Origin of the sequence: Pseudomonas sp. TNT3, from assembly GCF_010095445.2 — a bacterium.
GTDB lineage: Bacteria > Pseudomonadota > Gammaproteobacteria > Pseudomonadales > Pseudomonadaceae > Aquipseudomonas.
The window spans coordinates 1-24,309 of the sequence record NZ_WFGV02000032.1 but is presented as its reverse complement, the minus strand read 5'-3'; the positions used below and the strand labels follow the sequence as shown (position 1 = coordinate 24,309).

23 protein-coding genes, 4 tRNA genes and 1 rRNA gene are annotated in these 24,309 nt (G+C 54.6%); all 28 read right to left on the bottom strand.

Features of this window, described 5'->3' with window-relative positions; all coding sequences use genetic code 11:
• Positions 1–2: 2 nt before the first annotated feature.
• Positions 3–335, bottom strand: a complete 333-nt coding sequence (rplV, locus tag GBC55_RS18640; protein ID WP_003103908.1) for a 50S ribosomal protein L22 — start codon at positions 333–335, stop codon at positions 3–5.
• Between the two features lie 13 nt (positions 336–348).
• The gene (rpsS, locus tag GBC55_RS18635) at positions 349–624 is read right to left on the bottom strand and encodes a 30S ribosomal protein S19 (protein ID WP_002555486.1); all 276 of its coding nucleotides are present in this window, start codon (positions 622–624) and stop codon (positions 349–351) included.
• A 16-nt stretch (positions 625–640) separates the two neighbouring features.
• Positions 641–1,465 carry a 50S ribosomal protein L2 gene (gene rplB, locus GBC55_RS18630; RefSeq protein ID WP_032884535.1) on the bottom strand — a complete coding sequence of 275 codons (825 nt, stop codon included), beginning with the start codon at positions 1,463–1,465 and terminating at the stop codon, positions 641–643.
• A 14-nt stretch (positions 1,466–1,479) separates the two neighbouring features.
• A complete protein-coding gene (gene rplW, locus GBC55_RS18625; RefSeq protein WP_002555488.1) occupies positions 1,480–1,779 on the bottom strand; it encodes a 50S ribosomal protein L23 in 300 nt (99 codons plus the stop codon).
• Positions 1,776–2,378, bottom strand: a complete 603-nt coding sequence (gene rplD, locus GBC55_RS18620; protein ID WP_007896707.1) for a 50S ribosomal protein L4 — start codon at positions 2,376–2,378, stop codon at positions 1,776–1,778. The genes rplW and rplD overlap by 4 nt, the downstream gene beginning before the upstream one ends.
• A gap of 12 nt (positions 2,379–2,390) precedes the next feature.
• Positions 2,391–3,026 (bottom strand): 50S ribosomal protein L3, encoded by a 636-nt coding sequence (gene rplC / locus GBC55_RS18615; RefSeq protein WP_003186059.1) that lies wholly within the window; start codon positions 3,024–3,026, stop codon positions 2,391–2,393.
• Positions 3,027–3,106: 80 nt separating this feature from the next.
• On the bottom strand, positions 3,107–3,418 hold the full coding sequence (rpsJ, locus tag GBC55_RS18610) for a 30S ribosomal protein S10 (RefSeq protein WP_003186070.1): 312 nt from the start codon (positions 3,416–3,418) through the stop codon (positions 3,107–3,109).
• A gap of 141 nt (positions 3,419–3,559) precedes the next feature.
• Complete coding sequence (tuf, locus tag GBC55_RS18605) at positions 3,560–4,753, bottom strand: elongation factor Tu (RefSeq protein WP_008145495.1); 1,194 nt, start codon at positions 4,751–4,753, stop codon at positions 3,560–3,562.
• A gap of 31 nt (positions 4,754–4,784) precedes the next feature.
• On the bottom strand, positions 4,785–6,890 hold the full coding sequence (gene fusA, locus GBC55_RS18600; RefSeq protein WP_162438843.1) for an elongation factor G: 2,106 nt from the start codon (positions 6,888–6,890) through the stop codon (positions 4,785–4,787).
• 30 nt (positions 6,891–6,920) lie between these two features.
• Entirely contained in the window at positions 6,921–7,391 is a 471-nt protein-coding gene (gene rpsG, locus GBC55_RS18595; RefSeq protein WP_002555493.1) for a 30S ribosomal protein S7, read from the bottom strand.
• A gap of 117 nt (positions 7,392–7,508) precedes the next feature.
• Positions 7,509–7,880 (bottom strand): 30S ribosomal protein S12, encoded by a 372-nt coding sequence (gene rpsL / locus GBC55_RS18590; RefSeq protein ID WP_002555494.1) that lies wholly within the window; start codon positions 7,878–7,880, stop codon positions 7,509–7,511.
• 216 nt (positions 7,881–8,096) lie between these two features.
• Positions 8,097–12,296 (bottom strand): DNA-directed RNA polymerase subunit beta', encoded by a 4,200-nt coding sequence (rpoC, locus tag GBC55_RS18585; protein ID WP_162438842.1) that lies wholly within the window; start codon positions 12,294–12,296, stop codon positions 8,097–8,099.
• Positions 12,297–12,360: 64 nt separating this feature from the next.
• Positions 12,361–16,434, bottom strand: coding sequence for a DNA-directed RNA polymerase subunit beta (gene rpoB / locus GBC55_RS18580; protein WP_162438841.1), 4,074 nt, complete (start codon positions 16,432–16,434; stop codon positions 12,361–12,363).
• A gap of 220 nt (positions 16,435–16,654) precedes the next feature.
• Positions 16,655–17,020 carry a 50S ribosomal protein L7/L12 gene (gene rplL, locus GBC55_RS18575; RefSeq protein ID WP_007896630.1) on the bottom strand — a complete coding sequence of 122 codons (366 nt, stop codon included), beginning with the start codon at positions 17,018–17,020 and terminating at the stop codon, positions 16,655–16,657.
• An 80-nt stretch (positions 17,021–17,100) separates the two neighbouring features.
• Positions 17,101–17,601, bottom strand: a complete 501-nt coding sequence (rplJ, locus tag GBC55_RS18570) for a 50S ribosomal protein L10 (protein WP_064680061.1) — start codon at positions 17,599–17,601, stop codon at positions 17,101–17,103.
• Between the two features lie 198 nt (positions 17,602–17,799).
• On the bottom strand, positions 17,800–18,495 hold the full coding sequence (rplA, locus tag GBC55_RS18565; RefSeq protein WP_162438840.1) for a 50S ribosomal protein L1: 696 nt from the start codon (positions 18,493–18,495) through the stop codon (positions 17,800–17,802).
• Positions 18,495–18,926: a 50S ribosomal protein L11 gene (gene rplK / locus GBC55_RS18560; RefSeq protein ID WP_008008888.1), complete on the bottom strand. Its 432-nt coding sequence runs from the start codon at positions 18,924–18,926 to the stop codon at positions 18,495–18,497. Before rplK ends, rplA begins: the two co-directional genes overlap by 1 nt.
• Before the next feature lie 117 nt (positions 18,927–19,043).
• Entirely contained in the window at positions 19,044–19,577 is a 534-nt protein-coding gene (gene nusG, locus GBC55_RS18555) for a transcription termination/antitermination protein NusG (RefSeq protein WP_054052239.1), read from the bottom strand.
• A gap of 9 nt (positions 19,578–19,586) precedes the next feature.
• Complete coding sequence (gene secE / locus GBC55_RS18550) at positions 19,587–19,955, bottom strand: preprotein translocase subunit SecE (RefSeq protein WP_008145488.1); 369 nt, start codon at positions 19,953–19,955, stop codon at positions 19,587–19,589.
• A 45-nt stretch (positions 19,956–20,000) separates the two neighbouring features.
• Positions 20,001–20,076 (bottom strand) — tRNA-Trp (locus GBC55_RS18545).
• Positions 20,077–20,129: 53 nt separating this feature from the next.
• Positions 20,130–21,323 (bottom strand): elongation factor Tu, encoded by a 1,194-nt coding sequence (gene tuf, locus GBC55_RS18540; protein ID WP_007896619.1) that lies wholly within the window; start codon positions 21,321–21,323, stop codon positions 20,130–20,132.
• A gap of 83 nt (positions 21,324–21,406) precedes the next feature.
• A tRNA-Thr gene (locus tag GBC55_RS18535) sits at positions 21,407–21,482 on the bottom strand.
• A 26-nt stretch (positions 21,483–21,508) separates the two neighbouring features.
• A tRNA-Gly gene (locus GBC55_RS18530) sits at positions 21,509–21,582 on the bottom strand.
• 23 nt (positions 21,583–21,605) lie between these two features.
• Positions 21,606–21,690 (bottom strand) — tRNA-Tyr (locus GBC55_RS18525).
• Between the two features lie 142 nt (positions 21,691–21,832).
• Positions 21,833–22,273, bottom strand: a complete 441-nt coding sequence (locus tag GBC55_RS18520; protein WP_162438839.1) for a hypothetical protein — start codon at positions 22,271–22,273, stop codon at positions 21,833–21,835.
• Between the two features lie 7 nt (positions 22,274–22,280).
• Positions 22,281–23,030: a pantothenate kinase gene (locus GBC55_RS18515; protein ID WP_162438838.1), complete on the bottom strand. Its 750-nt coding sequence runs from the start codon at positions 23,028–23,030 to the stop codon at positions 22,281–22,283.
• A complete protein-coding gene (gene birA, locus GBC55_RS18510; RefSeq protein WP_162438837.1) occupies positions 23,020–23,979 on the bottom strand; it encodes a bifunctional biotin--[acetyl-CoA-carboxylase] ligase/biotin operon repressor BirA in 960 nt (319 codons plus the stop codon). The genes GBC55_RS18515 and birA overlap by 11 nt, the downstream gene beginning before the upstream one ends.
• A gap of 136 nt (positions 23,980–24,115) precedes the next feature.
• A 5S ribosomal RNA gene (gene rrf, locus GBC55_RS18505) occupies positions 24,116–24,231 on the bottom strand.
• Between the last annotated feature and the right edge of the window lie 78 nt (positions 24,232–24,309).

Sequence of the window (24,309 nt, the reverse complement as noted above, 5' to 3'; positions counted from 1 at the left end):
CGTTACTTGTCAGCAACCTTGACAGTGATATGGCAAGACCGCTTGACGATGCGATCAGCACGGCCTTTGGCTCGTGGCATGATTCGCTTCAGCGAACGCCCTTCGTTGACGAAAACGGTGCTGACTTTAAGGTCATCAACGTCTGCGCCTTCGTTATGCTCGGCGTTGGCTACGGCCGACTCCAGCACTTTCTTCATGATCTCGGCGGCTTTCTTACTGCTGAAAGCCAACAGGTTGAGCGCTTCGCCCACCTTCTTCCCGCGGATCTGGTCGGCGACCAAGCGGGCTTTCTGGGCGGAGATTCGAGCGCCCGACAACTTAGCGGCTACTTCCATCGTTCCTTACCCCTTAACGCTTGGCTTTCTTGTCTGCCACGTGCCCACGATATGTGCGGGTACCGGCAAACTCGCCTAGTTTGTGGCCGACCATGTCTTCGTTCACGAGAACTGGAACATGTTGACGACCGTTATGCACTGCAATGGTCAAACCGACCATTTGTGGCAGGATCATCGAACGACGCGACCAGGTTTTAACTGGTTTGCGATCGTTCTTTTCCGCCGCCACTTCGATCTTCTTCAGTAGGTGAAGATCAATAAAAGGACCTTTTTTCAGAGAACGTGGCACTGTCGTATCCCTCTATTTACTTGCGACGACGGACGATCATTTTGTCGGTACGCTTATTACCACGAGTCTTCGCGCCCTTAGTCGGGAAGCCCCATGGCGATACCGGATGACGACCACCAGAGGTACGACCTTCACCACCACCATGTGGGTGGTCAACCGGGTTCATGGCAACACCACGAACGGTTGGGCGAACGCCACGCCAGCGTTTGGCACCAGCTTTACCCAGCGAACGCAGGCTGTGCTCGGAGTTCGAGACTTCACCCAGGGTCGCGCGGCATTCAGCCAGCACTTTACGCATCTCACCAGAACGCAGACGCAGGGTCACGTAGACACCTTCACGAGCGATCAGCTGAGCCGAAGCACCAGCGGAACGAGCGATTTGCGCGCCTTTACCTGGCTTCAATTCGATGCCGTGTACGGTGCTACCAACTGGAATGTTACGCAGTTGCAGAGCGTTGCCCGGCTTGATCGGCGCCAAAGCACCTGCGATCAGCTGGTCGCCAGCGCTCACGCCTTTAGGGGCAATGATGTACCGACGCTCGCCATCTGCGTACAGCAGCAGAGCGATGTGAGCAGTACGGTTTGGATCGTATTCAATGCGCTCGACAGTGGCAGTGATGCCATCTTTGTCGTTGCGACGGAAATCGACCAGACGATAATGCTGCTTATGGCCACCACCGATGTGACGAGTGGTAATACGACCATTGTTGTTACGACCACCAGTCTTCGATTTTTTCTCGAGCAGCGGTGCGTGAGGAGCGCCTTTATGCAGCTCCTGGTTGACCACCTTGACCACAAAACGGCGGCCAGGGGAAGTCGGTTTGCATTTAACGATTGCCATGATGCACCCCTTCCTTACTCAGCACTGCTGCTGAAATCGAGATCTTGGCCTGGCTGAAGGGAGATAACTGCCTTCTTCCAGTCATTACGCTTGCCCAGACCGCGAGCAGTGCGCTTGCTCTTACCCAGAACATTCAGGGTAGTAACACGCTCTACTTTCACGCTGAACAGGCTTTCGACGGCCTTCTTGATTTCCAGCTTGGTTGCGTCAGTTGCAACCTTGAAAACGAACTGGCCTTTCTTGTCAGCCAGAACCGTAGCCTTCTCGGAAACGTGCGGGCCAAGCAGAACTTTAAATACGCGTTCCTGGTTCATCCCAGCAGCTCCTCGAATTTCTTCACGGCCGACACGGTGATCAACACCTTGTCGTATGCGATCAGACTAACTGGATCGGAACCTTGCACGTCACGTACATCAACGTGCGGCAGGTTGCGAGCAGCCAGGTACAGGTTCTGATCAACCACTTCAGACACGATCAAGACGTCAGTCAGGCCCATGCCGGTCAGTTTGTTCAGCAAATCTTTGGTCTTCGGTGCATCAACAGCGAAGTCCTGAACCACAACCAGACGATCAGTACGCACCAGCTCAGCAAGGATGGAACGCATTGCTGCGCGATACATCTTCTTGTTCAGCTTCTGGGTGTGATCCTGAGGACGAGCTGCGAAAGTGGTACCGCCGCCACGCCAGATTGGGCTACGGATAGTACCGGCACGAGCACGGCCAGTACCTTTCTGACGCCATGGGCGCTTACCGCCACCACGAACGTCGGAACGGGTCTTTTGCTGCTTGCTACCTTGACGGCCGCCGGCCATGTAGGCCACGACTGCTTGGTGAACCAGCGTCTCGTTGAATTCGCCGCCAAATGTCAGTTCGGAAACTTCGATCGCTTGAGCGTCATTTACATTTAATTGCATGTCAGCTTCCCCTTAACCGCGAGCCTTGGCTGCTGGACGTACAACCAAGTTGCCGCCAGTAGCGCCAGGAACAGCGCCCTTGACCAACAACAGATTGCGTTCAGCGTCCACGCGCACTACTTCGAGGGACTGCACGGTCACGCGCTCAGCGCCCATATGACCGGACATTTTTTTGCCCTTGAATACACGACCAGGAGTCTGGCACTGGCCGATAGAGCCTGGAACGCGGTGGGACACGGAGTTACCGTGGGTATTATCTTGCCCGCGGAAGTTCCAACGCTTGATCGTACCCTGGAAGCCTTTACCCTTGGACTGACCGGTTACATCAACCAGTTGACCAGCAGCGAAGATTTCAGCGTTGATCAGATCGCCGGCCTGGTACTCGCCTTCTTCAAGACGGAATTCCATTACGGTACGACCAGCGGCAACGTTCGCCTTAGCGAAGTGGCCAGCCTGAGCAGCTGTAACACGCGAAGCACGACGCTCGCCTACAGTGACTTGCACTGCACGATAGCCATCGGTCTCTTCAGTTTTGAACTGGGTGACGCGATTCGGCTCGATCTCAATGACCGTGACCGGAATGGAGACACCTTCTTCGGTGAAAATACGGGTCATACCGCATTTACGACCGACTACACCAATAGTCATGTTGTAAACCTCATGAGTGTACGGGGCTTTCACCCGCTATGGCCGCCCATTTCAGAGCGTTACACGACTAAGACCGAGTCTTAGCCGAGGCTGATCTGCACTTCCACACCGGCCGCAAGATCAAGCTTCATAAGAGCATCAACGGTTTTATCCGTTGGCTGGACGATGTCCAGAACGCGCTTATGAGTACGGATCTCGTACTGGTCACGCGCGTCTTTGTTGACGTGCGGGGAGACCAGAACGGTGAACCGCTCTTTACGGGTAGGCAGTGGAATTGGACCACGCACTTGAGCACCAGTACGTTTCGCGGTTTCCACGATTTCCTGGGTGGATTGGTCGATCAGGCGATGGTCAAAAGCCTTCAACCTGATACGGATTTGCTGATTTTGCATTGGATTTCAGACTCCGGCTGCTATTCCCAGCGAGCGCAATACGCCCGTTAAAAGGAGGCGCAATTCTATAGACGGGCTACTACAGTGTCAACCCAATAAAAAAGCCCCCGCTAGGCGGGGGCTTTTTCAAGTCATCACTTATTAAGCGATGATTTTGGCTACGACGCCAGCGCCGACGGTACGACCGCCTTCACGAATAGCGAAACGCAGACCATCTTCCATTGCGATGGTTTTGATCAGGGTGACAACCATTTTGATGTTGTCGCCTGGCATTACCATTTCAACGCCTTCCGGCAGTTCGCAGTTACCGGTCACGTCAGTGGTCCGGAAGTAGAACTGTGGACGGTAGCCTTTGAAGAACGGAGTGTGGCGACCGCCTTCTTCTTTGCTCAACACGTACACTTCAGCTTCGAAGGTAGTGTGCGGCTTAACCGAACCTGGCTTGACCAGAACCTGGCCACGCTCAACGTCGTCACGCTTGGTGCCGCGCAGCAGCACGCCGCAGTTCTCGCCCGCACGACCTTCGTCGAGCAGCTTACGGAACATTTCAACACCGGTGCAGGTGGTGACAGTAGTGTCACGCAGACCAACGATTTCGAGTGGATCCTGAACCTTAACGATACCGCGCTCGATACGACCGGTCACAACAGTACCGCGACCCGAGATCGAGAATACGTCTTCGATTGGCATCAGGAACGGCTTGTCGATAACACGAACTGGATCTGGGATGTAGCTGTCCAGAGTCTCAACCAGTTTACGAACGGCAGTGGTGCCCATTTCGTTGTCATCTTGGCCGTTCAGAGCCATCAGAGCGGAACCGATGATGATCGGGGTGTCGTCGCCCGGGAAGTCGTAAGTGCTCAGCAGATCGCGCACTTCCATCTCAACCAGTTCCAACAGCTCAGCGTCGTCTACCATGTCAGCCTTGTTCAGGAAGACAACGATGTACGGAACGCCAACCTGACGGGACAGCAGGATGTGCTCACGAGTCTGTGGCATCGGACCATCAGCGGCCGAGCAAACCAGAATAGCGCCGTCCATCTGTGCAGCACCGGTGATCATGTTCTTCACATAGTCAGCGTGACCTGGGCAGTCAACGTGAGCGTAGTGACGGATCAGCGAGTTGTATTCAACGTGCGCGGTGTTGATGGTGATACCACGAGCTTTTTCTTCCGGAGCGCTGTCGATTTTGTCGAAAGCAACAACGGCCGAACCGAAAACTTCGGAGCAAACACGAGTCAGAGCAGCGGTCAGCGTGGTTTTACCGTGGTCGACGTGACCGATGGTGCCAACGTTGACGTGCGGGAGGGTACGGTCAAATTTTTCTTTAGCCACGACAATTAACTCCTAGCCTAAAGGGGCTGAATCAGCCTTGTTTTTTGGTAACGGTTTCGACGATGTGCGACGGAGCCGTATTGTATTTTTTGAATTCCATAGAGTAGCTTGCGCGACCTTGGGACATGGAGCGAACGTCGGTTGCGTAACCGAACATCTCACCCAACGGAACCTCGGCACGAATTACTTTGCCGGAAACCGTATCTTCCATACCCAGGATCATGCCGCGACGACGGTTAAGGTCGCCCATCACGTCACCCATATAGTCTTCAGGTGTAACAACCTCTACCGCCATGATCGGCTCAAGCAACTCACCACCACCCTTCTGGGCCAGTTGCTTGGTTGCCATGGAAGCAGCCACCTTAAACGCCATCTCGTTGGAGTCGACGTCGTGGTAGGAACCATCAAACACAGTAGCCTTCAGGCCGATCAGCGGATAACCGGCAACAACGCCGTTCTTCATCTGCTCTTCGATGCCCTTCTGGATAGCCGGGATGTATTCCTTAGGAACCACACCACCCACTACTTCGTTCACGAATTGCAGACCTTCCTGACCTTCGTCAGCAGGAGCAAAACGGATCCAGCAATGGCCGAACTGACCACGACCGCCGGATTGACGAACGAACTTGCCTTCAATCTCACAGTTCTTCGTGATGCGCTCACGATAAGAAACCTGAGGCTTACCGATGTTGGCTTCGACGTTAAACTCACGGCGCATCCGGTCAACCAGGATGTCCAAGTGCAGCTCGCCCATGCCGGAGATGATCGTTTGACCAGTCTCTTCATCAGTCTTGACGCGGAAAGATGGATCTTCCTGAGCAAGCTTGCCCAGAGCGATACCCATTTTTTCCTGGTCATCCTTGGTCTTAGGCTCAACGGCAACCGAAATAACCGGCTCCGGGAAGTCCATGCGAACCAGGATGATTGGCTTGTCAGCGCTGCACAAGGTTTCACCAGTGGTGACGTCCTTCATGCCGATCAAGGCCGCGATGTCACCAGCGCGCACTTCCTTGATTTCTTCACGGGCGTTTGCGTGCATTTGCACCATACGACCCACGCGCTCTTTCTTGCCTTTAACCGAGTTGATCACGCCGTCGCCGGAGGCCAACACGCCCGAGTAAACTCGAACGAAGGTCAAAGTACCCACGAATGGGTCGGTAGCGATTTTGAAAGCCAGAGCCGAGAACGGCTCGCTGTCATCTGCGTGACGCTCCATTTGCTTTTCCTCGTCATCCGGGTCAGTACCCTTGATGGCAGGAATGTCAGTTGGAGCAGGCAGGTAATCGATAACGGCGTCGAGAACCAGGGGAACGCCCTTGTTCTTGAAGGAAGAACCGCAAACAGCCAAGACGATCTCACCAGCGATAGTACGCTGACGCAGAGCAGCCTTGATTTCCGCGTTGGTGAGTTCTTCACCTTCGAGGTACTTGTTCATCAGCTCTTCGCTGGCTTCGGCCGCAGCCTCAACCATGTTACCGCGCCACTCGTCAGCCAATTCCTGCAGTTCAGCAGGGATAGGCTCGCGACGTGGAGTCATGCCTTTGTCAGAGTCATTCCAGTAAACAGCTTCCATGGCCATCAGATCGATCTGACCCTGGAAATTGTCTTCTGAACCGATAGCCAACTGGATTGGCACCGGAGTGTGACCCAGACGCTGCTTGATCTGACCGATCACGCGCAGAAAGTTCGCACCAGCACGGTCCATCTTGTTTACGTAAACAAGACGTGGAACGCCGTACTTGTTGGCTTGACGCCATACGGTTTCCGACTGAGGCTCAACACCCGAGGTGCCGCAGAACACAACAACCGCGCCGTCGAGAACACGCAGGGAACGTTCAACTTCAATAGTGAAGTCAACGTGGCCCGGGGTGTCGATGACGTTAAAGCGGTATTGGTCCTTGTGCTGCTTCTCGGAACCCTGCCAGAAGGCGGTAATGGCAGCAGAAGTAATGGTAATACCACGCTCCTGCTCCTGAACCATCCAGTCTGTGGTCGCGGCGCCGTCATGCACCTCGCCCATTTTGTGACTTTTGCCAGTGTAAAAAAGGACGCGCTCGGTGGTGGTGGTTTTACCAGCATCCACGTGAGCAACGATACCAATGTTACGGTAGCGATTAATCGGTGTTGTACGAGCCATAAAGCCCTCGCAAAATTAGTGACGCTAAAATTAGAAGCGGTAGTGCGAGAAAGCCTTGTTGGCTTCAGCCATACGGTGCACGTCTTCACGCTTCTTAACTGCAGCACCTTTACCTTCGGCAGCGTCCAACAGTTCGCCAGCCAAACGCAGAGCCATAGACTTCTCGCCGCGCTTACGGGCGAAGTCTACCAACCAGCGCATTGCCAGGGCGTTACGACGGGACGGACGAACTTCGACCGGAACCTGGTAAGTAGCACCGCCTACACGGCGCGACTTCACTTCGACCAGCGGAGCGATGGCGTCGAGAGCTTTCTCGAAGATTTCCAGGGGGTCGCTGTTCTTGCGTTCTTTAACCTTTTCCAGCGCGCCATAAACGATACGTTCGGCAACGGCTTTCTTACCGCTTTCCATAACGTGGTTCATGAACTTGGCCAGGATTTGGCTTCCGTATTTTGGATCGTCAAGCACTTCGCGCTTGGCTGCTACGCGTCTTCTTGGCATGGATAAGCCCTCAAACGGTCTTCAGGTTCGCTCGGAATCGGTGCCCTTACGGGACGCCTCCGACCTTACTCTTATCGACTCAGAAAAATAGAAAATCAGTTTTACAAAAAGCCGCTACTACTTAGGCTTCTTGGTACCGTACTTCGAACGACCCTGGTTACGACCTTTAACGCCGGAAGTATCCAAAGAACCGCGTACGGTGTGGTAACGAACACCTGGCAAGTCTTTTACACGACCGCCGCGGATCAGTACCACGCTGTGCTCTTGCAGGTTGTGGCCTTCACCGCCGATGTACGAGGAAACCTCGAAACCGTTGGTCAGACGCACACGGCATACTTTACGCAGTGCCGAGTTAGGTTTTTTCGGCGTGGTGGTATACACACGAGTGCATACGCCACGACGTTGCGGGCAGTTCTGCAGCGCAGGTACGTCGGATTTCTCGACGATACGCTTACGCGGCTGACGTACCAGCTGGTTGATAGTTGCCATCTACTAGCTCCACTGTTGTCTTGCGACGCTATTGTCTTGCAAGAAAAGCAAAATGGCAGGAACGAATTCCCGCCAAATTTAGGGGTACAAGAGTCTAAAGAGGATCTTGCCCCCAGTCAAGGCAAGGCCCCGACCTTCCCGCTCATCCAACCTCGACAAAATGTCTGGATTCGATGAACGGAATGATCAGGGCCTCACGCTCATTTATCGCAGAACTCAGTTACCGCTAGAGTTCAGCGCTTCGGTCAGTGCAGCTTCCACTTCACTGGCGCTTACGCGCAATGGTTTGTCAGCATCACGGCGACGCTTGCGCTCACTGTGATAAGCCAGACCAGTACCTGCCGGGATCAGACGACCCACGACCACGTTTTCTTTCAGGCCGCGCAGGTAATCGCGCTTGCCGGTTACCGCCGCTTCGGTCAGTACGCGAGTGGTTTCCTGGAAGGAAGCCGCCGAGATGAACGATTCGGTGGACAACGACGCCTTGGTGATACCCAACAGTACGCGAGTGAACTTGGAAACGAATTTCTCGTCGCCAGCCAGACGCTCGTTCTCTACCAGAACGTGAGTCAACTCCATCTGGTCGCCCTTGATGAAAGTCGAGTCGCCGGATTCGGCGATTTCAACCTTACGCAACATCTGACGCAGAATGGTCTCGATGTGCTTATCGTTGATCTTCACGCCTTGCAGACGATAAACGTCCTGGATCTCGTTCACGATGTACTTGGCCAGCGCACTCACACCCAGCAGACGCAAGATGTCGTGTGGATCGCTCGGGCCGTCGGAGATAACTTCGCCGCGGTTTACCTGTTCGCCTTCGAAGACGTTCAGGTGACGCCACTTCGGAATCAGCTCTTCGTACGGATCGGTACCGTCGTTCGGGGTAATAACCAGACGGCGCTTGCCTTTGGTCTCTTTACCGAACGCGATGGTGCCGCTGACTTCAGCCAAAATCGAGGCTTCTTTCGGACGACGTGCTTCGAACAAGTCGGCAACACGTGGCAGACCACCGGTGATGTCACGGGTCTTCGAAGTCTCTTGCGGGATACGAGCGATAACATCACCGATCGCAATCTTTGCACCATCCGCAACACCGACCAGGGCGTTGGCTGGCAGGAAGTACTGAGCGATAACGTCAGTACCTGGCAGCAACAGATCCTTGCCGTTGTCATCAACCATTTTCACAGCAGGACGGATATCTTTACCGGCAGCTGGACGGTCTTTTGCGTCGAGTACTTCAATGTTGGTCATACCGGTCAATTCGTCTGTCTGACGCTTGATCGTGATGCCTTCTTCCATGCCCACGTAGGTCACGGTACCTTTCATTTCGGTAACGATTGGGTGAGTGTGCGGATCCCACTTGGCCACGATTGCGCCAGCGTCGACCTTGTCACCTTCTTTAACCGAAATCACAGCACCGTACGGCAGCTTGTAACGCTCGCGCTCACGACCGAAGTCATCAGCGATTGCCAGCTCACCGGAACGGGATACAGCAACCAGGCAACCATCCACTCGCTCAACGTGCTTCAGGTTGTGCAGACGGACGGTACCGCCATTTTTCACCTGAACACTATCAGCTGCGGAGGTCCGGCTTGCCGCACCACCGATGTGGAACGTACGCATGGTCAGCTGGGTACCCGGCTCACCGATGGACTGGGCAGCGATAACGCCGACCGCTTCACCGATGTTGACCTGGTGACCACGAGCCAAGTCACGGCCGTAGCACTTGGCACAAATGCCATAGCGGGTTTCGCAGCTGATCGGCGAACGCACGATCACTTCGTCGATGCTGTTCAGCTCGATGAACTCGACCCACTTCTCGTCTACCAGTGTACCGGCAGGAACGATGATTTCTTCAGTACCTGGTTTGAACACGTCACGGGCAATAACTCGACCCAATACGCGCTCACCCAACGGCTCAACAACGTCACCGCCTTCAATGTGCGGAGTCATCACCAGGCCATGTTCGGTGCCGCAATCGATCTCGGTCACAACCAGATCCTGCGCCACGTCTACCAGACGACGAGTCAGGTAACCGGAGTTCGCAGTTTTCAACGCGGTATCCGCCAAACCTTTACGAGCACCGTGAGTCGAGATGAAGTACTGAAGTACGCTCAAACCTTCACGGAAGTTCGCAGTAATCGGCGTTTCGATGATGGAACCGTCCGGCTTGGCCATCAGGCCACGCATACCGGCGAGCTGACGGATCTGCGCAGCAGAACCCCGTGCGCCCGAGTCGGCCATCATGTACATCGAGTTAAAAGACTCTTGGTCGACTTCGACGCCATGGCGGTCGATGACTTTCTCTTTCGAGAGGTTAGCCATCATTGCCTTGGAAACTTCGTCGTTCGCCTTGGACCAAAGGTCGATCACTTTGTTGTACTTCTCGCCCTGGGTTACCAGGCCGGAGGCGTACTGACTTTCGATCTCTTTCACTTCATCAGTAGCAGCATTGATGATGCGGGCTTTTTCATCCGGGATAACGAAGTCGTTAACACCGATGGAAACGCCGGAAATGGTCGAATAGGCAAAACCGGTGTACATCAACTGGTCAGCGAAGATCACGGTCTCTTTCAAACCAACCACGCGGTAGCACTGGTTGATCAGCTTGGAGATCGCTTTTTTCTTCATCGGCTGGTTGACGACGTCGTACGACAGACCAGGTGGAACAACCTGGAACAACAGCGCACGACCGACAGTGGTGTCGACGATACGGGTGTTCTTGACGCTGCCACCATCACGATCGTTGACGGTTTCGTGGATCCGCACTTTGACTTTAGCGTGCAGTGCGGCTTCGCCGGCACGGAACACACGGTCAACTTCCTGCAGATCCGCGAACACACGACCTTCGCCCTTGGCGTTGATCGCTTCACGAGTCATGTAGTACAGACCCAATACAACGTCCTGCGAAGGAACGATGATTGGCTCACCGTTGGCTGGCGACAGAATGTTGTTGGTCGACATCATCAACGCACGCGCTTCCAACTGGGCTTCCAGTGTCAGCGGTACGTGCACGGCCATTTGGTCGCCGTCGAAGTCGGCGTTGTACGCAGCACAGACCAGAGGGTGCAGCTGGATAGCCTTACCTTCGATCAGTACCGGTTCAAACGCCTGGATACCCAGACGGTGAAGGGTCGGTGCACGGTTGAGGAGAACCGGGTGTTCACGGATCACTTCAGCGAGAACGTCCCAAACCTCTGGCAGTTCGCGCTCGACCATTTTCTTGGCAGCTTTAATGGTGGTAGCAAGACCACGCATTTCCAGCTTGCCGAAGATGAACGGTTTGAACAGCTCGAGAGCCATCTTTTTCGGCAGACCGCACTGGTGCAGACGCAGGGTCGGACCAACGGTAATTACCGAACGACCCGAGTAGTCAACACGCTTACCGAGCAAGTTCTGACGGAAACGACCCTGCTTACCCTTGATCATGTCAGCCAGGGATTTCAGAGGACGCTTGTTCGAACCGGTGATAGCGCGGCCACGACGGCCGTTGTCGAGCAGTGCATCGACGGCTTCCTGCAACATACGCTTTTCGTTGCGCACGATGATGTCCGGAGCGGACAGATCGAGCAAACGCTTCAAGCGGTTGTTACGGTTGATCACTCGACGATACAGATCGTTGAGGTCGGAAGTCGCGAAGCGACCGCCATCCAGCGGGACCAGTGGACGCAGATCTGGCGGCAGAACCGGCAGAACGGTCAGCACCATCCATTCTGGAAGGTTGCCGGAACCCTGGAAGGCTTCCATCAACTTCAGACGCTTGGACAGCTTCTTGATTTTGGTTTCGGAGTTGGTTTGCGGAATTTCTTCACGCAGACGACCAATCTCGTGCTCCAGGTCGATAGCGTGCAGCAGTTCGCGGACAGCTTCGGCACCCATGCGGGCATCGAAATCGTCGCCGAACTCTTCCAGCGCTTCGAAGTACTGCTCGTCGTTCAGCAGCTGACCTTTTTCAAGAGTGGTCATGCCTGGATCGATAACGACATAGCTCTCGAAGTAGAGAACGCGTTCGATATCACGCAGGGTCATGTCCATCAGCAAACCGATACGCGACGGCAGCGATTTCAGGAACCAGATGTGGGCAACTGGCGAGGCCAGTTCGATGTGCGCCATGCGCTCACGACGAACTTTAGCCAGCGCGACTTCAACGCCGCACTTCTCGCAGATCACACCACGATGCTTCAAGCGCTTGTACTTACCGCACAGGCACTCGTAATCCTTTACCGGGCCAAAGATCTTGGCGCAGAACAGGCCGTCACGCTCAGGTTTGAACGTACGGTAGTTAATGGTTTCCGGCTTTTTAACTTCACCGAACGACCACGAACGGATCATCTCAGGCGATGCCAATCCAATACGGATGGCGTCGAACTCTTCGACTTGACCCTGGTTTTTCAGCAAATTCAGTAGGTCTTTCAAGGCCTTTCCTCCTGGCGGAGCAGAGAGCGGGCAATCCTGCCCCGCTCTCGATTCGCGTCACGTGTTATTCGGTTTCCAGATCGATATCGATGCCGAGGGAACGAATTTCTTTGATCAACACGTTGAAGGACTCGGGCATGCCCGGCTCCATACGGTGATCGCCGTCCACGATGTTTTTGTACATCTTGGTCCGGCCGTTCACATCGTCCGACTTCACTGTGAGCATTTCTTGCAGAGTGTAAGCAGCACCGTATGCTTCCAGTGCCCAGACCTCCATCTCCCCGAAACGCTGACCACCGAACTGCGCCTTACCACCCAGCGGCTGCTGGGTAACCAGGCTGTACGAACCGGTAGAACGAGCGTGCATCTTGTCGTCTACCAAGTGGTTCAGCTTCAGCATGTACATGTAGCCAACAGTAACCGGGCGCTCGAACTTGTTGCCGGTACGGCCGTCAGTCAGCTGCATCTGGCCGCTTTCTGGCAGGTCCGCCAGTTTGAGCATGGCCTTGATTTCGCTTTCCTTGGCACCGTCGAACACTGGAGTGGCCATTGGAACACCGCCACGCAGGTTCTTCGCCAGATCCAGGATTTCCTGGTCGGAGAAGCTGTCCAGATCTTCGTTGCGACCGCCGATCTCGTTGTAGATCTCGTGCAGGAACTTGCGCAGATCGGCAACTTTACGCTGCTCTTCGATCATGCGGTTGATCTTCTCGCCCAGACCTTTGGCCGCGAGGCCCAGGTGGGTTTCAAGGATCTGACCAACGTTCATACGCGAAGGTACGCCCAACGGGTTGAGGACGACGTCTACCGGGGTGCCATTGGCATCGTGCGGCATGTCTTCAACCGGCATGATCACGGAGACCACACCTTTGTTACCGTGACGACCGGCCATCTTGTCGCCCGGCTGGATGCGACGACGGATAGCCAGGTAAACCTTGACGATCTTCAGCACGCCTGGAGCCAGGTCATCGCCCTGCTGCAGTTTGCGCTTCTTGTCTTCGAACTTGTCGTCCAGCAGACGGCGACGATCAACGATGTAGGCCTGAGCCTTCTCGAGCTGCTCGTTCAGAGCATCTTCAGCCATGCGCAGTTTGAACCACTGACCATGCTCAAGACCGTCGAGAATTTCGTCGGTGATGTCCTGACCTTTCTTCAGACCGGCGCCGCCTTCGGCTTTGTGGCCGACCAGAGCGGAACGCAGACGTTCGAAAGTCGCGCCTTCAACGATACGGAACTCTTCGTTCAGGTCCTTGCGGATCTCGTCGAGTTGAGTCTTCTCGATCGACAGTGCACGAGCATCACGCTCAACGCCGTCACGAGTGAAGACCTGTACGTCGATGACGGTACCCTTGGTGCCGGTAGGCACGCGCAGGGAGGTGTCTTTAACGTCGCTGGCTTTTTCACCGAAGATGGCACGCAAGAGCTTCTCTTCCGGAGTCAGCTGGGTCTCGCCTTTCGGAGTGACCTTACCAACCAGAATGTCGCCTGCGCCAACTTCAGCACCTACGTAAACGATACCGGCTTCGTCCAGCTTGTTCAGTGCAGCTTCACCCACGTTCGGGATGTCTGCAGTGATTTCCTCTGGCCCAAGCTTGGTGTCACGCGCCACACAGGTCAGTTCCTGGATGTGGATCGTGGTAAAGCGATCTTCTTGAACAACTCGTTCCGACAGGCAGATGGAGTCTTCGAAGTTGTAACCGTTCCAGGCCATGAACGCGATGCGCATGTTCTGACCCAGCGCCAGTTCACCCATGTCGGTGGACGGACCATCAGCCATGATGTCGCTGCGCTGAACCCGATCACCTTTACGCACCAGCGGACGCTGGTTGATGCAGGTGTTCTGGTTGGAGCGGGTGTATTTGGTCAGGTTGTAGATGTCGACACCGGCTTCACCGGTTTCAACTTCGTCATCAGCAACACGAACCACAATACGGCTTGCATCAACGGAGTCGATTACGCCGCCACGACGAGCCACGACGCAAACGCCGGAGTCACGAGCTACGTTACGCTCCATGCCGGTACCGACCAGCGGCTTGTCAGCGCGCAGGGTTGGTACAGCTTGACGCTGCATGTTCGAACCCATCAACGCACGGTTGGCGTCATCGTGCTCGAGGAACGGGATCAGCGACGCAGCAACCGAAACTACCTGCTTCGGCGATACGTCCATCAAGGTGACGTCTTCCGGCGCCTTGACGGTGAATTCGTTCAAGTGACGAACAGCTACCAGTTCGTCAATCAGCATTTTCTTGTCGTTCATCGTTGCCGAAGCCTGAGCGATCACGTGATCAGCTTCTTCGATGGCGGACAGGAACACGATCTCGTCGGTGACCAGAGCGTCTTTCACCACACGATACGGGCTTTCGAGGAAGCCGTACTGGTTGGTGCGCGCATAAGCGGCCAGGGAGTTGATCAGACCGATGTTCGGACCTTCCGGCGTTTCAATCGGGCATACACGACCGTAGTGAGTCGGGTGTACGTCACGAACTTCAAAGCCAGCACGCTCACGAGTCAAACCGCCAGGGCCGAGTGCAGAAACACGACGCTTGTGGGTAATCTCGGACAGCGGGTTGTTTTGGTCCATGAACTGGGAAAGCTGGCTGGAACCGAAGAACTCTTTCACCGCCGCAGCTACAGGCTTGGCGTTGATCAGGTCTTGCGGCATCAGGCCTTCGCTTTCAGCCATCGACAGACGCTCTTTGACCGCACGCTCAACACGTACCAGGCCAACGCGGAACTGGTTCTCGGCCATCTCGCCTACGCAGCGAACACGACGGTTACCCAGGTGGTCGATGTCATCGACGATGCCTTTACCGTTACGGATGTCGACCAGAGTCTTCAGAACCGCGACGATATCTTCCTTGCACAACACGCCCGAACCTTCGATCTCGGTGCGACCGATACGACGGTTGAACTTCATCCGGCCGACCGCAGACAGGTCATAGCGCTCAGGGCTGAAGAACAGGTTGTTGAACAGGGTCTCGGCAGCGTCTTTGGTTGGCGGCTCGCCTGGACGCATCATGCGATAGATCTCGACCAGCGCTTCCAATTGGTTGCTGGTGGAGTCGATCTTCAGAGTGTCGGAGACGAACGGACCGCAGTCGATATCGTTGGTGTACAGAGTCTCGACGCGAACGACCTGGGCCTTGGCAATTTTTGCCAGGATTTCGGTGTTCAGCTCGGTGTTGCACTCTGCCAGGATTTCGCCGGTTGCCGGATGCACGATGGCCTTGGCGGTAGTGCGGCCCAGGACGTAGTCCAGAGGCACTTCCAGGGTCTTGAGACCGGCTTTTTCGATCTGGTTGATGTGGCGCGCAGTAATACGGCGACCAGCCTCAACGATGACCTTGCCCTTCTCGTCCTGAATATCAAGAACAGCGATTTCACCACGCAGACGCGAAGCAATCAGTTCCAGACTGAGGGTTTCGCCGCTGAGGTGGAAAACGTTGGTGGTATAGAACGCGTCGAGCACTTCTTCAGTGGTATAGCCGAGCGCGCGCAGCAGTACCGATGCAGGCAGCTTGCGACGACGGTCGATACGCACGAATACGCAGTCTTTCGGGTCGAACTCGAAGTCCAGCCACGAACCGCGGTATGGGATGATGCGCGCGGAGTACAGCAGTTTGCCGGAGCTATGCGTCTTGCCGCGGTCGTGGTCGAAGAACACGCCCGGGGAACGGTGCAGCTGGGAAACGATTACACGCTCGGTACCGTTGATTACGAAGGTACCGTTTTCAGTCATCAGGGGGATTTCACCCATGTAGACTTCTTGCTCTTTGATGTCCTTGATCGCTTTGTTCGACGACTCTTTGTCGAAAATGATCAGGCGCACTTTTACCCGCAAAGGTACGGCGTAAGTTACACCGCGCAATACGCATTCTTTGACATCAAATGCCGGTTCGCCCAGGCGATAACCGACGTACTCCAGCGCAGCATTGCCGGAGTAGCTGATGATCGGGAAAACGGATTTGAAGGCCGCATGCAGGCCCACGTCGCGGAACTGATCTTTAGTCGCTCCCGCCTGCAAGAATTCACGATACGAATCCAGCTGGATTGCCAGGAGATACGGCACATCCATGACGTCCGGCAACTTGCTAAAGTCCTTGCGGATACGTTTTTTCTCAGTATATGAGTAAGCCATCAGCGTTCCCCAGCTTGGTCACCTGCTTGTTTGGCCCCTCCCGACGGGAGCAGCCAGAAAATCGTGCAAACCCCATGGTTTGCTCCACCGCATCGGGTGGTTACAGCTCGTTATCAGCACCGACCCAGTCGGCTGCCAATAACGGAAAAAGGCCGGTGGCAAGAGCCACCAGCCATCAGCCTTTCGCTTTACGCTCGGGCTGGAGGTGCAAAGTCTATGCTTATTTCAGCTCGACTTTAGCGCCTGCTTCTTCCAGAGTGGCTTTTGCTTTGTCAGCTGCGTCTTTCGAAACAGCTTCCAGAACGATGCCAGGAGCGCCGTCAACTACTGCCTTGGCTTCTTTCAGGCCCAGACCGGTCAGTTCACGTACTGCCTTGATCACGTTAACTTTCTTCTCGCCAGCTTCGGTCAGCATGACGTTGAATTCAGTTTGTTCTTCAACAACGGCAGCAACAGCAGCTGGACCAGCGGAAGCAGCGGCAGCGGAAACGCCGAACTTCTCTTCCATGGCCTTGATCAGCTCAACGATTTCCAGAACGGATTTTTCGCCGATTGCTTCGATGATTTGGTCGTTAGTCAGAGACATGACTATAAATTCCTGTATTGGGGTGACAGCCTACGCGGCCATCGAAATAAACAATAAACGCTGAAAGGAGTGACTCAGCCTTAGGCTGCAGCAGCTTCTTTCTGGTCGCGAAGAGCCGCCAGAGTACGAGCCAATTTGCTGGTTGCGCCTTGAATCACGCTCATCAGCTGAGAAATTGCTTCGTCACGGGTCGGCAGGCTTGCCAGTACGTCGATCTGATTAGCTGCGAGGTACTTGCCCTCGAACGCAGCTGCCTTGATCTCGAACTTGTCCTGACCTTTTGCGAACTCTTTGAAAATACGGGCAGCAGCGCCCGGATGGTCTTTAGAGAATGCAATCAAGGTCGGGCCGGTGAACACGTCGTTGAGCACGTCATATTGAGTGCCAGCAACGGCGCGCTTGAGCAGGGTGTTACGTACAACACGTACGTAAACGCCAGCTTCACGAGCCTCTTTACGGAGTCCGGTCATAGCGCCTACTGTTACGCCACGGGCATCAGCCACGACAGCGGACAGAGCAACTTGGGCAGCCTTGTTGACTTCAGCGACGATGGCCTTCTTGTCTTCAAGTTTAATTGCCACGGGAAAAACTCCTGCTTGTTACCGTTTCATCCAACCGAAGCCGGATGTCGTTTTGGTGTCTGATTCGGTAAGGAACCGGGAGCACCATCTGCGTAGGCTTGAGGTTTAAGACTTGCGTCGCCTACGGTCTTGGATAGCCCCCGCCAGGCAGGGACCCCAATCTTTCAATTGACGCAATCGCTTGCGCCAACCTCTGTCTTACGCGTCGAGCGAGCCCTGGTCGATGACCAGACCTGGACCCATAGTGGTGCTCAGGGTAACGCGCTTGACGTAAATGCCTTTCGAGGAAGCTGGCTTGATACGCTTCAGATCAGCGATCAGGGCTTCAACGTTTTCCTTCAGCTTGACGGCATCGAAGCCGATCTTGCCAACGGAGGTGTGGATGATGCCGTTTTTGTCGGTGCGATAACGAACCTGACCAGCCTTGGCGTTTTTAACCGCGGTAGCTACGTCTGGAGTCACAGTGCCGACTTTAGGGTTAGGCATCAGACCACGTGGGCCGAGGATCTGACCCAACTGACCTACAACGCGCATTGCATCCGGGGATGCGATAACTACGTCATAGTTCAGGTCGCCGCCTTTCATTTCGGCAGCCAGATCGTCCATACCTACACGGTCAGCGCCGGCAGCCAGAGCGGCCTCAGCAGCTGGACCCTGGGTGAACACAGCAACGCGAACGGTCTTGCCAGTGCCGTGTGGCAGCACAGTAGCGCTACGAACAACCTGGTCAGATTTACGCGGGTCAACGCCCAGGTTTACAGCAACGTCGAACGACTCGCTGAACTTGACAGTCGACAGTTCAGCCAGCAGCGCAGCAGCGTCTACAAAATTGTAGGACTTGCCTGCTTCGATTTTGCCGGCGATAGCCTTTTGACGCTTGGTCAACTTAGCCATTACACACCCTCCACGTTAAGGCCCATGCTACGAGCAGAACCGGCGATAGTACGCACGGCTGCTTCCATATCAGCTGCAGTCAGATCCGCGTTTTTGGTTTTCGCGATTTCTTCCAGCTGAGCACGGGTCACGGTGCCAACCTTAACGGTATTCGGACGAGCAGAGCCGCTAGTCAGACCAGCCGCCTTCTTCAGCAGAACCGAAGCAGGGGTGGATTTGGTTTCAAAAGTGAAGCTACGGTCGCTGTAGACAGTGATGATCACTGGAGTCGGCAGGCCTGGCTCAATACCCTGAGTACGGGCGTTGAAAGCTTTGCAGAATTCCATGATGTTCACGCCGTGCTGACCCAATGCAGGACCAACAGGTGGGCTTGGGTTAGCCTGAGCGGCCTTCACTTGCAGCTTGATGTAAGCGGTAATCTTCTTGGCCATGAGGCACTCCAATTACGGGTTCGAACGCCTCGAAAGGCTCCCCGGTTACTTGCGCGTTTATCCCAGTGACGACAAAACCCCACAGCCTAAGGCTGCGGGGTTGGGATGCTTGCTCAGCTAGACTTTTTCGACCTGGCTGAACTCTAGCTCTACCGGAGTAGAGCGACCGAAAATAAGCACTGCCACTTGGATCCGGCTCTTTTCGTAGTTAACTTCTTCAACCGTGCCAGTGAAATCAGCAAACGGCCCGTCATTGACCCGTACCGACTCACCCGGCTCGAACAACGTCTTCGGCTTCGGCTTGTCACTACCATCAGCAACGCGACGCAGAATCGCTTCTGCCTCTTTATCAGTGATCGGTGCAGGCTTATCGGCAGTACCGCCGATAAAACCCATCACCCGAGGAGTATCCTTGACCAAGTGCCAAGTACCCTCGTTCATGTCCATCTGGACCAGCACATAACCTGGGAAGAATTTGCGCTCGCTTTTGCGTTTCTGGCCATTACGCATTTCAACCACTTCTTCAGTGGGAACCAGAATTTCGCCAAAGCCATCTTCCATGCCAGCCAGCTTTACGCGCTCTAACAACGAGCGCATGACATGCTTCTCGTAACCGGAGTAAGCATGCACAACGTACCAACGCTTAGCCACGGGACACCCTTAGCCGACAATCAAGGAAACAAGCCAGCCGAGCAGGGAATCAAGCCCCCACAACAGCAACGCCATAACCAGAACAACAGCCACTACGATCAACGTGGTCTGCGTGGTTTCTTGGCGAGTTGGCCATACGACTTTACGAATCTCGGTGCGAGCTTCCTTAACCAGTACAAAGAAAGACTTGCCCTTAACTGTCTGCAGGCCTACAAAGGCAGCTACAGCAGCAATGGCGAGCAATGCAAGTACGCGGTACAGGATCGGCGAAGCAGAGTAATACTGATTGCCAACAACGCCAACAACCACCAAAGCGACTACTACTAGCCACTTGAGCAGATCGAAGCGAGAGCCTTGAGCTTCAGCTTTAGGAGTCATCTATGAAGATCCTGTGAAAAGAAAGCCAGACACACCAAGTGAATCTGGCAGGTCAGGAGGGAATCGAACCCCCAACCTACGGTTTTGGAGACCGTCGCTCTGCCAATTGAGCTACTGACCTAAAACAAAATCAGGCCGACCATTATGCCGGCCCGAAAAAGACATTACAACAACTTACTCGATGACTTTTGCCACGACACCCGCGCCAACGGTACGACCGCCTTCACGAATAGCGAAACGCAGACCATCTTCCATCGCAATGGTTTTGATCAGGGTAACGGTCATCTGAACGTTATCACCCGGCATCACCATCTCAACACCTTCTGGCAGCTCGCAATTACCAGTCACATCAGTCGTACGGAAGTAAAACTGCGGACGATAACCCTTGAAGAATGGCGTATGACGACCACCCTCCTCCTTGCTCAGAACATAAACTTCAGCAGTGAACTTGGTATGCGGCTTGACAGTGCCTGGCTTGACCAATACCTGGCCACGCTCAACATCATCACGCTTGGTACCACGCAGCAATACGCCGCAATTCTCACCTGCACGACCTTCGTCGAGCAGCTTGCGAAACATTTCCACACCCGTACACGTTGTCTTGACCGTATCACGCAACCCAACGATCTCGACTTCTTCCTGAATGCGAACGATGCCACGCTCAACACGACCAGTCACAACAGTGCCACGACCGGAGATCGAGAATACATCCTCGATCGGCATCAAAAACGGCTTATCAATAGCGCGCTCAGGCTGCGGAATATAGCTATCCAGAGTCTCGACCAACTTCTTGACGGCGGTGGTGCCCATCTCGTTATCGTCTTGACCATTCAGCGCCATCAGCGCCGAACCGATGATGATCGGGGTGTCATCACCAGGAAAATCGTAAGTGCTCAACAGGTCGCGCACTTCCATCTCAACCAACTCAAGCAGCTCCGCATCATCTACCATGTCAGCCTTGTTCAGGAAGACAACGATGTATGGAACGCCAACCTGGCGCGACAGGAGAATGTGCTCACGGGTCTGAGGCATCGGACCATCAGCGGCCGAGCAAACCAGAATCGCACCATCCATCTGTGCAGCACCAGTAATCATGTTTTTTACGTAGTCGGCGTGACCAGGACAGTCAACATGTGCGTAGTGACGCACCGCCGAATCGTACTCAACATGAGCGGTGTTGATGGTAATACCACGAGCTTTTTCTTCTGGGGCGCTATCGATCTTGTCGAAGTCAACCTTTGCCGAACCGAACACTTCGGAACAGACGCGGGTCAAGGCTGCAGTCAGAGTAGTTTTACCGTGGTCGACGTGACCAATGGTGCCTACGTTAACGTGCGGCTTATTACGTTCGAACTTTTCCTTAGCCATCGAAATCACCCTCAGGAGAAGAATTTACAAGTCAAACAAGCCATTAAAACAAAGGCAGATATTTTCATATCTGCCTTGTTATATGGAGCTCTTGAGCGGATTTGAACCGCTGACCTCACCCTTACCAAGGGTGTGCTCTACCAACTGAGCTACAAGAGCGTAACACTGCGCAAGATCTGCAAACATGGAGCGGGTAGCGGGAATCGAACCCGCATCATCAGCTTGGAAGGCTGAGGTTCTACCACTAAACTATACCCGCGAGATTGCAACTCTCGCTAAAAATGGTGGAGGGGGAAGGATTCGAACCTTCGAAGTCGTAGACGTCAGATTTACAGTCTGATCCCTTTGGCCGCTCGGGAACCCCTCCTAAGCGAGCCGGCATTCTATATTATGCCAGCCTTCTGTCAAGCATTTTCTCATTAAAAACCTGAGCTTAGCTGCGTTGACCTCGCTTCGCGCTGATCACCTCTAAAGGTCTTCACTGCGAAGCGGGCGCCATTCTATGCAAACTAAACTGCGGGCGCAACCCCCTCACAAGGCATTATTTTATGTTTTAACTCGTTGAATTCTCTGGAAAGGTTTTGAAGCTGCACATCATCAAGCCAGCGGCGGCTTTCTGGTGCCACGCGCACCCAGTAGCCAGGATTATCAGGCAGATCCTTCGGCAGCGCCTGAAACCTGATCTCCATTCCGGTCAATCGTCGCTCGATTGCCTGAGCCACCTCCTGGCGTGAGTACCCTCCTACATATAGGCACCCACTGTCCGGTTGAACCGTCTTGGCCTTATCACGTGCCGCATCCGTGGATTCGCTCAGCAAGCGAATATCCTGCTGCGAGCCCCGGTAAAGGCTCAACGGCGTCACGTCCTTGGCTCGAAGAGGAGCCTCTTGTTGATGCCAGATGTAATAGAACACATTGAGGACAAGCAGGAGCAGGAACAACCAGCGCATAAATACCTCAGATCAAGGGACACGCCATCGCCAGGCCCACGAACACAAGGTCCGGAACCACACGGGCCTCAGGCACTACTCCAGCTACTAGCTCGGCATCTCCGCCGGTCAGGAATACGCAAAAGCCGTCTCCCCAGTAGCTGCGCGCCAGCTCCAACTGGGTCAAGACAAAGCCCCTGAGCATTAACGAGCATCCACGCTCCACCGCTTCGACGGTTGTGCGACCTGGAGCGAGACTCTCCAGCGCCCGCTCGGCGGCGAGATCTCCATATCGGATCTTTCGTGTATGAGTACGCAATTGATTGCGCATCAAAGGCATCCCTGGACAAATAAAGCCTCCGAGATGCCCGCCATCTCCACCGATGAAATCAGCAGTGACGGCTGTACCAAAATCCAGCACAAGGCAGGGGCCCGACGCGAGATGAAATCCTCCCAGCATCGCTAGCCAGCGATCAAGCCCCAACCGCTCGTATTCCTCATAACCGTTACGAACACCGGACATTTCGCGAGATGGTTTGGCGCAGGCAACAGATACGCCATAGGCGCTGACGAGCAAGACAGTCAGTGCGTCGGTTTCTTCGGCGGTCCTGACACTTACCAAACGACAAAAGGACAGGGAGAGGCGCTCTATTGCATTCAGACTCTCCAGCAACGCCAGATCCGAATCGACAACACCCTCTCCCACCGCTTCACCGGCACCGTCGCCGAGAACACGCCATTTTATAAAACTGTTTCCACAGTCGAGCTCAAGAATCATCACGCAACCTCAGGCTGAGCTCACCACCACTAAAGTTCTTTTCCACACCATCTACCTTCAAGCGCAAAGCACCTTGTTTATCGATTCCAAGCACTTCGCCATCTACCTGGTTAACACCAGCAATCAGCGATACCGCTCGTCCTTGCCATAGATGATTTTGCTCCCATTCCGACTGGATAGCGGAAAATCCTTCAACCTGGTGCCGGTGCAAATAGCCCTGTAGCTTCTCACTCAACACCGCGACCATCTGATTGCGATCAAACACCTTGCCGGCCTCCAGCCGCATCGACGTCCATTGCTGATCAACCTCATCGGTCATCTGCATATTTACGTTAATGCCAACTCCTAGTACCACGTGACATACGTCGGCCGGATCGCCGATCAGCTCGAGCAGTATGCCCGCTATTTTTTTCTGCCCGACTAATACGTCGTTAGGCCACTTAAGACCTGCAGCCGATACACCAAGCTCGCGCAAGGCGTGCATCACCGCAAGGCCGACGACCAGACTAAGACCTTCCAGCTGGCGCATTCCGCCTTCAATGCGCAACACCAGGCTGTAATAGACGTTTTCAGCGAATGGGCTTACCCACTTGCGCCCGCGCCGCCCACGACCTGCCGTTTGCCTTTCAGCAAGCACCAGGAACGGGGCAGCCCGTCCTCGCTCGATAGCTCGCAAAGCCTCGGCATTTGTGGAATCGATAGAGTCGAAGACCAAGACTGACCAATCGCAGGAAGGGGTCGCCTCGCTTATGCCTACAGGGTCAAGCAGCATCAATGGCGCCGCCAGCTGATAACCACGGCCGCGCACCTTGTGTATGGACAGACCCAGCTCAGCCTCCAGGAGCTGAAGCTGTTTCCAAACTGCGCTACGACTGACACCCAAGGCAACGCCCAGAGCCTGGCCAGAGTGAAACCGGCCATCCTTAAGAAGCTTCAACAACGTCAGCATGCAAGTCTCGCCTCACAATGAGGCCCGCATGATAGCCATGCCCCGAGCCGTTGCATAGAAACCCGACGAGCGAGATTTTTTCGCGGACAAAACAAAACCCCTGTCTGCGTTAGCAAACAGGGGTTTCGGAATTTAATCTTGACGATGACCTACTCTCACATGGGGAAACCCCACACTACCATCGGCGATGCATCGTTTCACTGCTGAGTTCGGGATGGGATCAGGTGGTTCCAACGCTCTATGGTCGTCAAGAAATTCGGGTACCGAGTCGTGGCCGGATGGCCGCGCTTCAGCAAATTGGGTATGTGACAGCTTTCGGTGTTTTGTGAA

Bases quoted from the DNA above. Each gene is read 5' to 3' on its own strand.
- rpsL (WP_002555494.1), bottom strand. From the start codon at position 7,880: ATGGCAACTATCAACCAGCTGGTACGTCAGCCGCGTAAGCGTATCGTC.
- GBC55_RS18520 (WP_162438839.1), bottom strand. From the start codon at position 22,273: ATGCGCTGGTTGTTCCTGCTCCTGCTTGTCCTCAATGTGTTCTATTAC.
- rplK (WP_008008888.1), bottom strand. From the start codon at position 18,926: ATGGCCAAGAAGATTACCGCTTACATCAAGCTGCAAGTGAAGGCCGCT.
- rplL (WP_007896630.1), bottom strand. From the start codon at position 17,020: ATGTCTCTGACTAACGACCAAATCATCGAAGCAATCGGCGAAAAATCC.
- rplB (WP_032884535.1), bottom strand. From the start codon at position 1,465: ATGGCAATCGTTAAATGCAAACCGACTTCCCCTGGCCGCCGTTTTGTG.
- rplW (WP_002555488.1), bottom strand. From the start codon at position 1,779: ATGAACCAGGAACGCGTATTTAAAGTTCTGCTTGGCCCGCACGTTTCC.
- tuf (WP_007896619.1), bottom strand. From the start codon at position 21,323: ATGGCTAAGGAAAAGTTCGAACGTAATAAGCCGCACGTTAACGTAGGC.
- rpsJ (WP_003186070.1), bottom strand. From the start codon at position 3,418: ATGCAAAATCAGCAAATCCGTATCAGGTTGAAGGCTTTTGACCATCGC.
- rpsG (WP_002555493.1), bottom strand. From the start codon at position 7,391: ATGCCAAGAAGACGCGTAGCAGCCAAGCGCGAAGTGCTTGACGATCCA.
- rplV (WP_003103908.1), bottom strand. From the start codon at position 335: ATGGAAGTAGCCGCTAAGTTGTCGGGCGCTCGAATCTCCGCCCAGAAA.
- secE (WP_008145488.1), bottom strand. From the start codon at position 19,955: ATGACTCCTAAAGCTGAAGCTCAAGGCTCTCGCTTCGATCTGCTCAAG.
- fusA (WP_162438843.1), bottom strand. From the start codon at position 6,890: ATGGCTCGTACAACACCGATTAATCGCTACCGTAACATTGGTATCGTT.
- rplA (WP_162438840.1), bottom strand. From the start codon at position 18,495: ATGGCTAAGTTGACCAAGCGTCAAAAGGCTATCGCCGGCAAAATCGAA.
- rpoB (WP_162438841.1), bottom strand. From the start codon at position 16,434: ATGGCTTACTCATATACTGAGAAAAAACGTATCCGCAAGGACTTTAGC.
- GBC55_RS18515 (WP_162438838.1), bottom strand. From the start codon at position 23,030: ATGATTCTTGAGCTCGACTGTGGAAACAGTTTTATAAAATGGCGTGTT.
- rplC (WP_003186059.1), bottom strand. From the start codon at position 3,026: ATGACTATTGGTGTAGTCGGTCGTAAATGCGGTATGACCCGTATTTTC.
- birA (WP_162438837.1), bottom strand. From the start codon at position 23,979: ATGCTGACGTTGTTGAAGCTTCTTAAGGATGGCCGGTTTCACTCTGGC.
- rplD (WP_007896707.1), bottom strand. From the start codon at position 2,378: ATGCAATTAAATGTAAATGACGCTCAAGCGATCGAAGTTTCCGAACTG.